Source organism: Streptomyces umbrinus, from assembly GCF_030817415.1.
GTDB classification, from domain to species: Bacteria; Actinomycetota; Actinomycetes; order Streptomycetales; family Streptomycetaceae; genus Streptomyces; species Streptomyces umbrinus_A.
In genome coordinates, this window is sequence record NZ_JAUSZI010000002.1 from 4,943,234 (window position 1) to 4,956,734 (window position 13,501).

Sequence of the window (13,501 nt, forward strand, 5' to 3'; positions counted from 1 at the left end):
GCAGGACTGTTCCCATTTTCACCATGTGGAGTGGTGAACGCGAAAGAGAAGCACTGGCGTGCGACCGTCGCACGTACGGTCTCGTCCGAGAGGTGAGAATGCCGCTGCATTCCACGTGGAGGGCCGTCAGGGGGGGGCGAAGACATGGGAGAGCCGAGTGGGGCTGCACTGGGCGGACATGCTCGGTACACCTACCGGCTCCGCGTATCGTCGGCCGCCGGCGCCGCGCTGGAGGCGGAGTGGGCCCGATGCCGGTGGGTCTGGAACGAGTGCGTCGCCCGTTCCACGAAAGCCCACCAGGATGGCGAGACGTGTGGCCCGGCCCGCCTCGACCGCATGCTCACCGAAGCGAGGGCAGGCAATACATGGCTGCGTGAGGGCTGTTCGGTTCCGCAGCAGCAGATCATTCGCGACTTCGGCAAGTCCCGCAGCAAGGCCCTGAAGGACATCGGGCAGCGGCTGCCCGTACACCGCCGCACCGGAATGCCGAAGTACAAGAAGAAGCGCGAGGCACTGCCAACACTGAGCCACACCAGACGCGGCTTCCGGATGAAGGCAGGTCGTCTGCATCTGGCGGGCGCGATCGTGCTGACGGTGGTGTGGTCGCGAGACCTTCCGGCTGAGCCGTCCTCGGTGCGCGTGTACCAGGACGCTCTGGGCCACTGGTACTGCTCGTTCGTTGTCCCGGCAGAGGTGGTGCCCCTGCCCACCACGGGCGCGGTGATCGGGATCGACTGGGGAGTGAAGGTAACCGCGACCACCACCAGCGGCGCACACGACCTCCCGCACGCAGAGCACGGCCGGAAGGCCAGGAAGAAGTTGACCCGGTACGACCGGATGACGGCCCGTCGCAGACCGAAGAACGGACAGGCCGCGTCGAAGGGCTATCGGGAAGCGAAGCGACTGCGGGCCAAGGCCCACAGGAAGGTTGCCCGGCAACGACAGGACACCGGCCGTGAGTGGGCACGCAAGGTCGTTCACGACCACGACCACGACCACGACGCGATAGCGGTGGAGGACTTCCGCCCGAAGTACCTCAGTCGCACCACCATGGCGCGCAAGGCCGCCGACGCGGCGATCGGCACGACCAAGCGAGCCTTGCTCGACATGGGCCGTAAGCACGGGCGGGACGTCCGGCTTGTGAATCCGGCGCACACCACGATGGACTGCCCACAGTGCGGAGCGAGAACCAAGCACGCACTTCCTCTTTCGGAACGTACCTACACCTGCACCGCGTGCGGAGCCGTATCCCCCAGGGACAAGAACTCCGCCCACGTGATGCTGGTCCGGGCTGGTCTGAACCCGGCTGGTGCTGATCGCGTAAGACTCGATCGTTCGCTGAGCGACCGAGCGGCGTGAGCCAGGAATCCCCCTCTCACGAGGAGGAGCACTCAGTTCCCGAAGCCGAAGCCGCCGCTGCCCGCGCTCTCGACCTTGGACCGCAGGCGTTTGCCCTTCTCCGTGGCCTGGTCGTTGAGCTCCTGCTGGAACTCGCGCATCCGGCCGAGGAGTTCGGCGTCCTGGGTGGCGAGGATGCGGGCGGCCAGCAGACCCGCGTTGCGCGCGCCGCCGACCGAGACCGTGGCGACCGGGACACCCGCGGGCATCTGGACGATCGAGAGCAGCGAGTCCATGCCGTCGAGGTACTTCAGCGGGACCGGGACACCGATCACCGGCAGCGGGCTCACCGAGGCGAGCATGCCCGGCAGATGGGCCGCGCCGCCCGCGCCCGCGATGATCACCTTGAGGCCGCGCCCGGCCGCCTCCTCGCCGTACGCGATCATCTCGCGCGGCATCCGGTGCGCGGAGACCACGTCGACCTCGTACGCGATCTCGAACTCGTCGAGGGCCTGCGCGGCCGCCTCCATGACGGGCCAGTCGGAGTCCGAGCCCATGACGATGCCGACTACGGGCGATTCGGAGGACACATCTGCGGACGTGCTCATTCGGTGATCGTGCCTCTCAGGTAGGCGGCTGCGTGACGGGCGCGGTCGAGGACGTCGTCCAGGTCGGCGCCGTAGGTGTTGACGTGGCCCACCTTGCGGCCGGGTTTCACGTCCTTGCCGTACATGTGGATCTTGAGCTGGGGGTCGCGGGCCATGCAGTGCAGGTACGCGGAGTACATGTCGGGGTAGTCGCCACCCAGGACGTTCACCATGACCGTCCACTTCGCGCGCGGGCGCGGATCGCCGAGAGGCAGGTCCAGGACCGCGCGGACGTGGTTGGCGAACTGGGAGGTGATCGCGCCGTCCTGGGTCCAGTGGCCGGAGTTGTGCGGGCGCATGGCCAGCTCGTTCACGAGGATGCGGCCGTCACGGGTCTCGAAGAGCTCCACGGCGAGGTGGCCGACGACGCCGAGTTCCTTCGCGATGCGCAGAGCCAGTTCCTCGGCCCGCAGCGCGAGCTCGTCGGAGATGCCGGGCGCGGGCGCGATAACCGTGTCGCAGACGCCGTCGACCTGCTGGGACTCGACGACGGGGTAGGCGACGGCCTGGCCGTGCGGCGACCGTACGACGTTGGCCGCCAGCTCCCGAGCGAAGTCGACCTTCTCCTCGGCGAGGACCGGGACGCCGGCGCGGAAGGGGTCCTCGGCGTCCGCCGCGGACCGTACGACCCACACGCCCTTGCCGTCGTAGCCGCCGCGGACGGTCTTGAGGACGACCGGGAAGCCGTCGCCCTCGGCTCCCTCGGGGAGCCCCTCCGCCGCGAACGCGGCCACGTCGGCCGGGTCGCTCACGATCCGGTGCCGCGGGCACGGCACGCCGATCTCGTCGAGCTTCGCGCGCATCACGCCCTTGTCCTGGGCGTGCACGAGCGCGTCGGGCCCGGGGCGCACGGGAATGCCGTCCGCCTCCAGGGCACGCAGATGCTCGGTGGGTACGTGTTCGTGATCGAAAGTGATCACGTCGCAGCCCCGCGCGAAGGCCCGCAGCGTGTCGAGGTCGCGGTAGTCGCCGATGACGACATCACCGACGACCTGCGCCGCGGAATCCTGGGGGGTGTCACTGAGGAGCTTGAATCTGATGCCGAGCGGGATGCCCGCCTCGTGTGTCATACGAGCGAGCTGCCCCCCGCCGACCATGCCGACTACCGGGAACGTCACGCCCCCAGGGTATCGGCCATAACGGGGCACCCCTGTCGCCCGCATGATCATCGGAAGTTCCGCATGTTCATCACATCCCGGCCACATATTCGAGTCCAAGCCGGGCACCGAAGGGAACCGCTGGTTAGCATGGCGGAGTCGACGAAGGTTGACGAAATTGACGTATCCGACGAGACGGGGGCTGGGCGACACCATGGGCAAAGGTGGTAAACGCAGGGCTCATGCCAGGCCGCCCAGTGCTGTCCGCATGCGGATCGACCGGCTGACCAGGGAAGTCGCCAAGTTCGGCGCGGTCGGCGGGGCCGGTCTGCTGGTCAACCTGATCGCCTTCAACCTGGTGCGCAGTACCACTGATCTTCAGGTCGTGCGGGCCAGTGTGATCGCCACGGTCGTCGCGATCGTCTCGAACTACATCGGTTTCCGGTACTTCACGTACCGCGATCGCGACAAGAGCGGCCGCACCAAGGAGCTGACGCTGTTCGTGCTGTTCAGCGCGGTCGGCCTCGTCATCGAGAACGGCTTCCTCTACGCCGCCACGTACGGGCTCGGGCTGGACAGCCCCCTCGCCAGCAACGTCTTCAAGTTCGTCGGCATCGGCATCGCGACGCTCTTCCGCTTCTGGTCCTACCGCACCTGGGTCTTCCGGGCCGCTCCCGCGCGTGAGGCCGTGGCCAGCGCGGAATCGTTCCTGGAGAACCCGGAGCCCTACCTCGACCAGGAGCGCCAGGCCCACCTGGAGGACGAGGACCGCCCGACGCGCCAGTTCCGCCAGGTCCAGCGCGTGCGCTAGAGGTTTTCGGGGGGCGCCCCCGCGCCCCGTTTCAGGGGCCCGGGGAACTGCGCGACCAGCCACAACGCACCCGCACCTTCCCCACGGCGCTAGCGCACCGTCTGCTCCTCGCCGTCCTGCGGCCGTCTGAGCGGCGTACGCGACAGGAACAGCCCGAACACCGGAGGCTGCGCCTGGAGCATCTCCAGGCGCCCCCCATCGGCCTCCGCGAGGTCACGGGCCACGGCGAGCCCGATCCCCGTGGAGTTCCGGCCGCTGATGGCCCGCTCGAAGATCCGGGCGCCCAGATCGGCCGGGACACCGGGCCCCTCGTCGGTGACTTCGATCACAGCCTGGTTGCCGGTGACGCGCGTACGCAGCGCGACCGTGCCGCCACCGTGCATCAGGGAGTTCTCGATCAGCGCCGCGAGGACCTGGGCCACGGCCCCGGGCGTCCCGACGGCCTGCAGCTGGTGCTTGCCCGAGCTGACGATCGCGCGGCCCGCGTTGCGGTAGGCCGGGCGCCACTCCGCGAGCTGCTGCTTGATGACCTCGTCGAGGTCGAAGGTGACGGCGGAGCCGGTGCGCGGGTCCCGGGAGTTCGTCAGGAGCCGTTCGACCACGTCCGTGAGCCGCTCGACCTGGCCCAGCGCGATGGTCGCCTCCTCCTTCACGATGTCCGGGTCGTCGGTGAGGGTGATCTCCTCCAGCCGCATGGACAGCGCGGTCAGCGGCGTACGCAGCTGGTGCGAGGCGTCGGCCGCGAGGCGGCGCTCGGCCGTCAGCATGCGGGCGATGCGCTCGGCCGAGCCGTCCAGGACGTCCGCGACGCGGTCCAGCTCCGGGACGCCGTAGCGCTTGTGGCGCGGCCGCGGATCCCCTGAGCCGAGCCGCTCGGCGGTCTCCGCGAGGTCGGTCAGCGGGGAGGCGAGCCGGTTGGCCTGGCGCACCGCGAGGAGCACGGCGGCGATCACCGCGAGCAGGGCGACCGCCGCGATGATCAGGAGCGTACGGCCGACCTCACGGGTGACCGCGGAACGGGGCTCCTGGACCGTGACCGTCTCGCGCTGGTCGCCCTTGCGGGTCGACTTGATCACGTCACCGGTGGGCTTGTCGCCGATGTGGATGTCGGCGCGGCCCGGGATCTCGATGCGTGCGTACCGGTCGCCCGTGACCTGGTCCTTGAGGACGCCGGCGCTGATCAGCTCGTCGCCGAGGATGCGACTGTCGACGATGCTCACCAGCCGCACCGCCTCGGAGTCCACCCGCTCCTGGGCGCTGTTGCTGATCGTGCGGGTCTCCACGATGACGAGCGAGACCCCGAACACGGCGATCACGACCAGCACGACGGCCAGAGTGGAGTTGATGAGACGGCGACGCACGGGGCCCTCCGGGCAACTGATCGATCAGGGGCTAGGGGCGCCCTACAGGGGCGCGAGGAACTGCGCGACCAGCCACACACGACCCGCGGCCGCGTACTCACCGACGCCAGAGCGGCGATGAGGCGCGGCCCAACAGCAAGGAGCTAGCTCTTCTCGAAGCGGAAACCCACTCCACGTACCGTCGCGATGTACCGCGGATTCGCCGCGTCGTCACCGAGCTTCTTCCGCAACCACGAGATATGCATGTCGAGGGTCTTCGTGGAAGACCACCACGTCGTGTCCCACACCTCACGCATGAGCTGGTCACGCGTGACGACCCGCCCGGCATCCCGGACGAGAACCCGCAGCAGGTCGAACTCCTTGGCGGTGAGCTGGAGCTCCTCCTCGCCCATCCAGGCCCGGTGCGACTCGACGTCGATGCGCACCCCGTGCGTGGCCGGAGGCTGCTGGGGCTCGGCCGCGCCGCGCCGCAGCAGGGCCCGGACGCGGGCCAGCAGCTCGGCGAGGCGGAACGGCTTGGTGACGTAGTCGTCGGCGCCGGCGTCCAGGCCGACGACCGTGTCCACCTCGTCGGCGCGCGCGGTCAGGATGAGGATCGGCACGGTGTGCCCCTCGGCGCGCAGCCGCCGGGCCACCTCCAGGCCGTCCATGCCGGGCAGCCCGAGGTCGAGCACACACAGATCGATGCCGCCCTGGATGCCGGCGTCGAGCGCGGTGGGGCCGTCCTCGCGTACCTCAACCTCGTACCCCTCCCGGCGCAGGGCGCGGGCCAGGGGTTCCGAGATGGACGCGTCGTCCTCGGCGAGCAGTACTCGGGTCATGAACTGATGGTAGTCCGCCGCGGACCAGTGCAGACAGGGTGATCGACACCCGTGATTCGCCCGCACCGCGCGGGAGATGAAACCCTGTGGGTTAGGGATGTAAATCTATGAACGGCCTTCGATTCAGGCGCATAGTTCCATCCATACCTGTGATCCATCTCTCAAGTCATGTCATATGCGGCAATGCCATGCCGTGGGGCCTTATGGTGACCAGACGCCTGTAGCACCACGCAGGGACCTTTGGCGGGAGCTTGACGCCGAAGGTCTCTTTTGTGTGCGGGCTGGTGTCTACCAGCCTTGAAAGGAATGACCTGTGGCCGGGCCCCGAGCGCGAGGACGCGTGCGGGGCGTGGATCCCGGTGGTCGCCGTCCACCGCTCCGACGATCCGAAGCGGACTCCCCGTGGGCGTGGGGCGGGACGGCCCTCCCCGCCGGTGCCGGCCGCCTCCCCCACCGGGCGCGCGACGCTCTGCAGCGCGTCCCGACCAGCAAGGAACGACCATGGCGTCCAGCCTGACGAAGGACTCGGTCTCTCCGGGCACCCCCGGTTCCGAGAAGACCTTCTTCGGCCACCCCCGCGGACTGGCCACTCTCTTCATGACCGAGATGTGGGAGCGATTCTCCTACTACGGCATGAGGGCACTCCTCCCGCTGTACCTGGTCGCACCCGGCGGCCTGCACCTGAGCGCGACCGCGGCCACCGCGATCTACTCGGTGTACCTGTCGCTCGTGTACCTGCTCGCCCTCCCCGGCGGCTGGTTCGCGGACCGTGTGCTCGGCCCCCGCAAGACCGTCGCCGTCGCCGGCCTGGTCATCATGCTCGGCCACCTGACGCTGGCGCTGCCCTCGTCCGGCACGTTCTACGCCGGTCTCGGCCTCGTCGCGATCGGCTCGGGTCTGCTGAAGGCCAACATCTCGACGATGGTCGGCCACCTCTACGACGGCCCGGACGACCCGCGCCGCGACGGCGGCTTCACCGTCTTCTACATCGGCATCAACCTCGGCGCCTTCGCCGCGCCGCTGGTCATCGGCACCATCGGCGAGAACGTCAACTGGCACCTGGGCTTCGCGCTCGCCGCGCTCGGCATGGCGCTGGGTCTGGCCCAGTTCCTGATCGGTCGCCGCCACCTCGACACGCGCTCCGACGTCGTCCCGACGCCGCTGTCCGCCGCGGAGAAGGCCTCGACGCTGCGCAAGGGTCTGCTGTGGCTGGCCGTCGCCGCCGTCTTCTACGCCGCCGTCGGCTTCTCCGGCCACTACACGCTGAACTGGATCCTGGTTCCGCTGACGGTCCTCGGCCTGGTCATCCCGGTCTGGGTCATCGCCCGTATCAAGCGGGACAAGTCCCTGGACCGTGTCGAGCAGTCGAAGATGTCCGCGTACATCTGGTTCTTCATCGCCGCGGCCGTCTTCTGGATGATCTACGACCAGGGCGGCTCCACGCTGTCGATCTTCGCCGAGTTGTCGGCCGAGAACACCGTGTTCGGCTGGGAGTTCCCGGTCTCCTGGTACCAGTCGGTCAACCCGGTGCTGATCATGGCCCTCGCCCCGGTCTTCGCCTGGGCCTGGCTGGCGCTGAACCGCGCCGGCAGGGAGCCGAGCACGATCGTGAAGTTCTCCTCGGGTCTGGTCCTGGTCGGCGCGTCGTTCTTCCTCTTCCTGGCTCCCCTGTCGATCGCCGAGGGCGGTCACAAGGCCGCCGCGATGTGGCTGGTCGCCATCTACTTCGTGCAGACCGTCGGCGAGCTGACCGTTTCCCCGGTCGGCCTCTCCGTCACCACGAAGATGGCTCCCGCGAAGTACGCCTCCCAGATGATGGGCGTCTGGTTCCTCGCCGTCACCGCCGGCGACGCCACGACGGGCCTGCTCTCCATCGCGGGCGTCGACCTCAACGGCATGGGCGTGGTCGCCCTGGAGGCCACCCTCGCCGTCATCGCCGGCGTCGCGGTCTACATGTACCGCAACAAGGTCAAGTCCCTGATGGGCGACGTCCGCTAGACGCTCCGCCGAGGTCCGGCAGGTCAACCGCGGGCCCGTTGTGGCTGATTGCGCAGTTCCCCGCTCCCCTCATGAGGGGAGCGGGGAACTGCGCAATCTTTTAGGGGCGGGGGGAACTGCGCGACCGGCCACGGCGGTCCCGCAGTTCCCCGCGACGCTCAACCCCTACGGCGCCCTCCGCGAAGCACGCCGCGGCATGAACGTGAACACGGCCCCACCGAGCAGAATCGCGGTCCCGGCAACAAACCCGAGCGCCCGCAACCCCCCACTGTCATCGGCCCCCGTGTCGGCCAGCCCTCCACCGGAGTCACCGGACCCCGACGTCCCGGCCCCACCGGCGGAGCCACTCCCACCGGCGGCACCCCCCGGCTGGGCAGACGTGTCCAGCGTCAGCGACACCTCGGACTTCTCCGGCGTACACGTCGTGGTCGTCCCGAGCGCCTTCACCGTCAGCACACCGGGCGAGAGCGTCGACTCCCCGTCGGCGCCGGGCTTGTACGTGCCGGTCATGTCCGAGATCACCATGGGATCCCCGGACTTGATCGCCTCGGGGTTCGTCGGCCCCTCGACGTGGACCGTGCCCTTGTCGGCACCGCCGAGCGCGACCTCCATCGACGGCTTGACCGAGTCGGCCGGGATGTCGGCGGGGCTGTCCATCACGGACCCCTTGAACTTGACGGTGAGGTCGTAACTCCCGCCGTCCTTCTTGGCGTTGATCTGCACGGGAGAGGTCGCGTTCTTGTCGCCGATCGGCGTCTTGCACGCGTAGGGGATCTTGACCTCCTTGCCGGTGAAGTCGGTCTCACCGCCTCCACCGGTCGTACCGCCCGTGTCACTGCCCCCGGTCTCGCTCTCGGTCGGGGTCGGCTCGCCGCTCGTCGGCGGCGGGCTGGTGGGATCGGGTGTCCCGGTAGGCGGAGTCCCCTCCCCTGCCGTCACCTTGATCGTCGCCGCGGGCTTCACCGCCTCCGTCGGCGTGCACTTCGTGTCCGTCGAGAAGGCGTTGATGGCGTACGCGTCCGGCGTCAGCGTCACCTCGCCCGCCGTGGTCAGTTTCAGTTTGCCCTTCATGTCGGACAGGACCATCGCCCCGCCCTTGGGGATCGCCGGGTTCTCGCGCGGCCCCTGCATCGCGATGGACGCGGCCTGCGCCCCGGCCGCCTTGAGGGTGCCGGACGGCTGGACCGAGTTGGCGGGCAGGTCGATGAGGTCGGGGTTCTTCGACGCGGCCTGCGTGAACTTCCAGACCACCTCGACCTCGTCACCGACCTTCGCGGTGGCCGGCGCGGTGACCTCCACCTTGGTGGTGCCCTTGACCGTCGGCAGCCCGGCGGCCGGAGGCGGTACGCAGTCGGTCGCGTAGGACACCTCGGCGGCCTGGGCCGGCGCCGCGGCCACGCCCAGCAGGACTCCCGCACCGCCGAGCATCATCGCGACCCCGGCCGCGCCCGCTCTCCGGCTGCCTCTGGGCCGTGCGGGCCCCGGCCGGACTCTCCGTTGCGTGCTCACGTGTTTCCCTTCCTGGTGGGGGTCGTCGGACTGTTCTCGTGCGGTGCGGAGAGCTGATCGGCCTCGGCCGCCCCCGGATCGGTGTCCGGGGTGAACCAGGGCAGGGACGGGTTCGTACGGGCCGGCGTACGTGTCGTGGTGTCGGCCTCGGACTCGTCCGAGGAGGCCGGCGTGAGGCTCAACTTCGGCATGCGCAGGGTGACTTCGGGCAGCCGGAGCCCGCCGCGCCGCACACCGTGCGCGCCACGCCCGGGACGTCCCGGCCGCCCTCCCCTGCCGCCGCCGAAGCGACCGGCACGTCCGGCGGACCCGCGCGGCCGGATCCGGTCGACCACGGCCATCCCGATCCGGAAGAGCGCGGCCGGTACGACGACGCAGACGAGGATCCAGAAGAGCGTCACGCCCCAGGGCCGGCCCACGCCCCACGGCTGTTCGGCGAGCACCTTGCCGCCGAACTTGAGCGAGACCGTGTAGTCGCCGTGCGCGCCGGCGGTCAGCTCGACCGGCAGGGTGATCCGTTCCTTCTCGCCGGGCCCGATGGTGCCGCGCCACTGCTGTTCCTCCCACTGCGGGGCGAACACGCCGTGGGAGGTGCCGACTTGGAACACCGGGTTCTTGACGGCGGTGGTGCCGACGTTGCCGACGGTGAAGACGAGCTTGCGGGACGGCGGCGCGCCGAACCAGGCGAGCAGGCCGCTCGACCCGTCGAGCCGGGTGTCGGTGAGCACCGAGAGCCGTCCGCCACTGTCCTGCTTGGGCAGCGGCTCGACGTCGTGTCCGGCGACCAGGAACGGGGCGTCCGCCTCCGCCTTCTCCCCGGTGACCGTCGCCACGTGCACCACGCAGGGGCACGGCTTGGGCGGCTCGGCGACCGGCAGCTTCTTGCTGAAGGCGCCTTTCGCGTCGGTCGTGACGGCCCGGCCGTCCGCGTTGGCACAGGAGTTGGTCCCGCCGATCACACCCCGGTCGGTCGAGGACTGCCCGCAGATCAGCATCATCAGCAGCGCGTTCGGCCGCCACCCCGTACCGCTCACGGTGATCGAACCGCCCGTCCCCGCCTGGGACCTGGACAGCTTGACCGCCGGCTTCTCCGCCGCCGAGGCGGTCGCCCCCGCCATGGGGAACAGAACAAGCGCGAGCACCACGACAACCGCCGGAATCCGCACCCCTCTTCTCGCGCTCACGTCACCGCTCCCGTCAACTCGGCTTCCGTACGCGGCTGTCCGGCGTCCGGTGTCTCCCGCGGCCGCCTACGACGCCGTACGAACCAGTGGCCGCCGGCCGCACACACCGCGAGCCCGGCCGCCGCGCCCGCCACCGCTCCCCATGGCACGAACCGCGCCGACGCGCCCGCCTCGTCGTGCGCCCCGCCCGCCGCCGTGACCGCCACCTCGACGTCGACGGAGTCGAGCGCGGGCCGGTCGGGCCAGGGTTCGGTGAGCGCGACGCGGCGGCCGGGGAGCAGTTCGACGGGCAGGGTGCGCGGGGCCCGGTCGAGCACCTCGCCGAAGAGCCCCTCGGCGCGTACGGCGAGTTTCGGGGTCAGCACGGTGGTGCCGCGGTTGACCAGTTCGTACGAGATGCGCCCGCCGTCGACCCGTACGTGCTCGACGGTGAGCGCGGAGAGGGTGGGGCCCTCGACCCGCAGATGGACGCGTACGGCCGCGGTCCGGCCGGCGGCGCTCGCGACGATCGCGCCGGGGTGGTCGCCGGGCGTGGCGCCCGCCGGGACGCTCACGGTGAACGGCACGTCGGCGCGGGTACGTGCCGGGATCCGCACCGTCCGCTCGGCGAAGGTGATCCAGGCACCGGTGTCCGTCGCCCTGGTCCGCACGGAGAATCCGCCGCTCCTCGTGTTGTCGGCGTCCGCACCCCGGAGCCGTACGGTGAGCGGCTTCCCGCCCGGGTTGAGCACCGACACCGTGTCCTGCAGGACCGTGCCGGGCGCGCCCTCCGCGTAGAAGTACGGCCGTGCCTCCCGCCCGCCGGCCGCCGGCACGACGGACCAGCCGCCGTCGGCCGCGACGGTGGGGGCGACGGCCAGAAGTGCGACGGCGGCAAGACAGAGAACACGGGCGGCGGGCGGTACGAACGGCATCGGCGGCTCCGGACAGTCGTACGGGACGTGCGGGTTGTGCCGGGCGTGCAGGTTGTACGAGGCGTGCGCGTCAGCGGTGGGCCTGGTTCCTGCGGGTCAGCCACAGCACTCCGGCCGCGCCCGCCAGCAGCACCGTGCCGCCGAGCGTGCCGAGGGCGATCGCGGAGTCCTCGGGACCGGTCTGCGGGAGTTCCTCGCCGCCCGCGGGGGCGTCCTGCGAGGAGCCCGTCGTCCCGCCGCCGGCCGCCGTGACGTCCAGGGTCAGCGAGACCTTCGGGCTGTTGGAGGGCGTGCACGTGGTCGTCGTACCGAGGGCCTTGATGGTCAGCACACCCGGCGTGAAGGTGACCTTGCCGGTCTTCTTCGGGGTGTACGTACCCGTGAGGTCGGTGATCTTGATCGGCGTGTTGGCGGGCACGGTCGCCGGGTTGGCGGGCCCCTTGACCGCCAGCGTGCCGGTCTCGGCGCCACCCAGCTTGATGACCGCGCTCGGGTTCATCGCGCCCTTGCCCAGGTCGACGGGGCTGGACGAGACGCCCTTCTCGAAGGTCATGGTGATCTGGTAGCCGCTGCCGCTCTTGACGCCCTTGATGTCGATGGGCGAGACGGCGGACTTGTCACCGATGGGTGTCTTGCACTGGTAGTTGACGTCCACCACGTCGGCCCGGGCAGCGGGGGCGGCCATCAGCACCGCCGAGCCGGCCAGGGCCGCGGCGGACGCGAGCGCGGCGGTTCGTTTCGGGTACATCCGGTATGACACAGTCCCCTCATTCCTGAAGGCTTTCCTGATGGCGTTCCTGACGGCACATCAGATCGGCCGTCAAGGTACGCCCGGCGCCTTGCCGAGGGAAGACAAAGTGCGCGCCGGATCCGTGGGGATCCGACGCGCATCAAGTGAGGGAAGAGGAAACCCCGAACCGCGGGTAACCAAAAGAGGGACCTGGACACAGGCGCCCCGTAGGAGCGCGGGGAACTGCGCGACCTGGGGGCACCTCCCGGCCGAAGGCTGGGGGACCACAACGCACCCGCAGGCGACGCACCCCCGCAGGGCAACGCACCCGCAGGCGAAGAACCCGCAGGCCACGCCGAACAGCCGAACCCAGCCGAGCGCTAAGCCGGCGCCCCGAGCTCCGCCCAGACCGTCTTGCCCGCGACCCCGGCCGAACGGATCACACCCCAGTCCAGACACAGCCGCTGCACGATGAACATCCCGTGGCCCCCGGGCCGCCCGGCCCGGTGCGGCGTGCGCGGCGCGGGCTGACCCGCCCCCCGGTCGGAGACCTCGACGCGGAACACCTTGTTCTCGCAGGCGATCAAAAGCTCGTCCGGGCCCTCGGCATGCAGACAGGCATTCGTGACCAGCTCGGAGACGACCAGCAGGACGTCCTCGGCCGCGGCCCGTTGGTCGGCGGTGGCCGCGGGCAGCCAGCCCCACTCGTACAACGCCTGACGGGCGAAGTCGCGGGCGAGCGGGACGACCCCGCTCGCGCCGTCGAAGTTCAGCCGACGGGCACGACGCACGACGGGCGTGCCGCCCGGAGGCGTCCCGGAAGCGCCGCCGTCGCCCGGTTCCGGGCCGCGGTCGCCCGGCGGGTAAGGCCGGGTGGTGCTCATCAGCGCTTCACCTCACCGATTCACCAGTTCACGATTCAAGACTCAGCACTCAGTACATTCAGGACATTCGGAAAGCTCAGGGACACTCGGGATCCAGGAGTCGTCCGGGACTGCCGCGCGCTTGCCGTTCGGTCTGTTGACATATTCAGGATGTCTCCTGCCCGACCGAACCGTCAGAACACCCACTTATTCGGCATGGATGCTGTG

The 13,501-nt window shown here is 70.0% G+C and carries 12 protein-coding genes; 3 read left to right on the top strand and 9 right to left on the bottom strand.

Annotated elements, in window-relative coordinates; all coding sequences use genetic code 11:
• Nucleotides 1-144 precede the first annotated feature (144 nt).
• Complete coding sequence (locus QF035_RS21500) at nt 145-1,359, top strand: RNA-guided endonuclease InsQ/TnpB family protein (protein WP_307522072.1); 1,215 nt, start codon at nt 145-147, stop codon at nt 1,357-1,359.
• Nucleotides 1,360-1,391: 32 nt separating this feature from the next.
• Here QF035_RS21500 and purE read toward each other — a convergent pair whose 3' ends face one another.
• Nucleotides 1,392-1,946, bottom strand: a complete 555-nt coding sequence (gene purE / locus QF035_RS21505) for a 5-(carboxyamino)imidazole ribonucleotide mutase (protein WP_307522073.1) — start codon at nt 1,944-1,946, stop codon at nt 1,392-1,394.
• Nucleotides 1,943-3,154: a 5-(carboxyamino)imidazole ribonucleotide synthase gene (locus tag QF035_RS21510; protein ID WP_373466695.1), complete on the bottom strand. Its 1,212-nt coding sequence runs from the start codon at nt 3,152-3,154 to the stop codon at nt 1,943-1,945. The genes purE and QF035_RS21510 overlap by 4 nt, the downstream gene beginning before the upstream one ends.
• 142 nt (nt 3,155-3,296) lie before the next feature.
• On the opposite strand from QF035_RS21510, the gene QF035_RS21515 reads away from it, so the two are divergent.
• Nucleotides 3,297-3,893: a GtrA family protein gene (locus QF035_RS21515; protein ID WP_373466971.1), complete on the top strand. Its 597-nt coding sequence runs from the start codon at nt 3,297-3,299 to the stop codon at nt 3,891-3,893.
• 89 nt (nt 3,894-3,982) lie between these two features.
• Here the strand turns inward: QF035_RS21515 and QF035_RS21520 are convergent, their stop codons facing one another.
• On the bottom strand, nt 3,983-5,254 hold the full coding sequence (locus QF035_RS21520) for an ATP-binding protein (protein ID WP_307522075.1): 1,272 nt from the start codon (nt 5,252-5,254) through the stop codon (nt 3,983-3,985).
• A gap of 143 nt (nt 5,255-5,397) precedes the next feature.
• A complete protein-coding gene (locus QF035_RS21525) occupies nt 5,398-6,075 on the bottom strand; it encodes a response regulator transcription factor (protein ID WP_055614806.1) in 678 nt (225 codons plus the stop codon).
• Between the two features lie 501 nt (nt 6,076-6,576).
• On the opposite strand from QF035_RS21525, the gene QF035_RS21530 reads away from it, so the two are divergent.
• Entirely contained in the window at nt 6,577-8,073 is a 1,497-nt protein-coding gene (locus QF035_RS21530; protein ID WP_307522076.1) for an oligopeptide:H+ symporter, read from the top strand.
• A gap of 165 nt (nt 8,074-8,238) precedes the next feature.
• Here QF035_RS21530 and QF035_RS21535 read toward each other — a convergent pair whose 3' ends face one another.
• The 5 genes from QF035_RS21535 to QF035_RS21555 form a co-directional block, all read right to left on the bottom strand.
• On the bottom strand, nt 8,239-9,501 hold the full coding sequence (locus QF035_RS21535) for a hypothetical protein (RefSeq protein WP_307531304.1): 1,263 nt from the start codon (nt 9,499-9,501) through the stop codon (nt 8,239-8,241).
• Between the two features lie 77 nt (nt 9,502-9,578).
• The gene (locus tag QF035_RS21540; RefSeq protein ID WP_307531307.1) at nt 9,579-10,700 is read right to left on the bottom strand and encodes a neocarzinostatin apoprotein domain-containing protein; all 1,122 of its coding nucleotides are present in this window, start codon (nt 10,698-10,700) and stop codon (nt 9,579-9,581) included.
• Nucleotides 10,701-10,762: 62 nt separating this feature from the next.
• The gene (locus QF035_RS21545; protein ID WP_307522077.1) at nt 10,763-11,680 is read right to left on the bottom strand and encodes a COG1470 family protein; all 918 of its coding nucleotides are present in this window, start codon (nt 11,678-11,680) and stop codon (nt 10,763-10,765) included.
• 70 nt (nt 11,681-11,750) lie between these two features.
• Nucleotides 11,751-12,428, bottom strand: coding sequence for an LPXTG cell wall anchor domain-containing protein (locus QF035_RS21550; RefSeq protein WP_373466972.1), 678 nt, complete (start codon nt 12,426-12,428; stop codon nt 11,751-11,753).
• 362 nt (nt 12,429-12,790) lie between these two features.
• Nucleotides 12,791-13,294, bottom strand: a complete 504-nt coding sequence (locus QF035_RS21555; RefSeq protein ID WP_307522080.1) for an ATP-binding protein — start codon at nt 13,292-13,294, stop codon at nt 12,791-12,793.
• Between the last annotated feature and the right edge of the window lie 207 nt (nt 13,295-13,501).

Coding starts and splice junctions, on each gene's coding strand:
- QF035_RS21545 (WP_307522077.1), bottom strand. CDS start 11,680: ATGCCGTTCGTACCGCCCGCCGCCCGTGTTCTCTGTCTTGCCGCCGTC.
- QF035_RS21500 (WP_307522072.1), top strand. CDS start 145: ATGGGAGAGCCGAGTGGGGCTGCACTGGGCGGACATGCTCGGTACACC.
- QF035_RS21540 (WP_307531307.1), bottom strand. CDS start 10,700: ATGGCGGGGGCGACCGCCTCGGCGGCGGAGAAGCCGGCGGTCAAGCTG.
- QF035_RS21515 (WP_373466971.1), top strand. CDS start 3,297: ATGGGCAAAGGTGGTAAACGCAGGGCTCATGCCAGGCCGCCCAGTGCT.
- QF035_RS21550 (WP_373466972.1), bottom strand. CDS start 12,428: ATGTACCCGAAACGAACCGCCGCGCTCGCGTCCGCCGCGGCCCTGGCC.
- QF035_RS21525 (WP_055614806.1), bottom strand. CDS start 6,075: ATGACCCGAGTACTGCTCGCCGAGGACGACGCGTCCATCTCGGAACCC.
- QF035_RS21510 (WP_373466695.1), bottom strand. CDS start 3,154: ATGATCATGCGGGCGACAGGGGTGCCCCGTTATGGCCGATACCCTGGG.
- QF035_RS21555 (WP_307522080.1), bottom strand. CDS start 13,294: ATGAGCACCACCCGGCCTTACCCGCCGGGCGACCGCGGCCCGGAACCG.
- QF035_RS21535 (WP_307531304.1), bottom strand. CDS start 9,501: ATGCTCGGCGGTGCGGGAGTCCTGCTGGGCGTGGCCGCGGCGCCGGCC.
- purE (WP_307522073.1), bottom strand. CDS start 1,946: ATGAGCACGTCCGCAGATGTGTCCTCCGAATCGCCCGTAGTCGGCATC.
- QF035_RS21530 (WP_307522076.1), top strand. CDS start 6,577: ATGGCGTCCAGCCTGACGAAGGACTCGGTCTCTCCGGGCACCCCCGGT.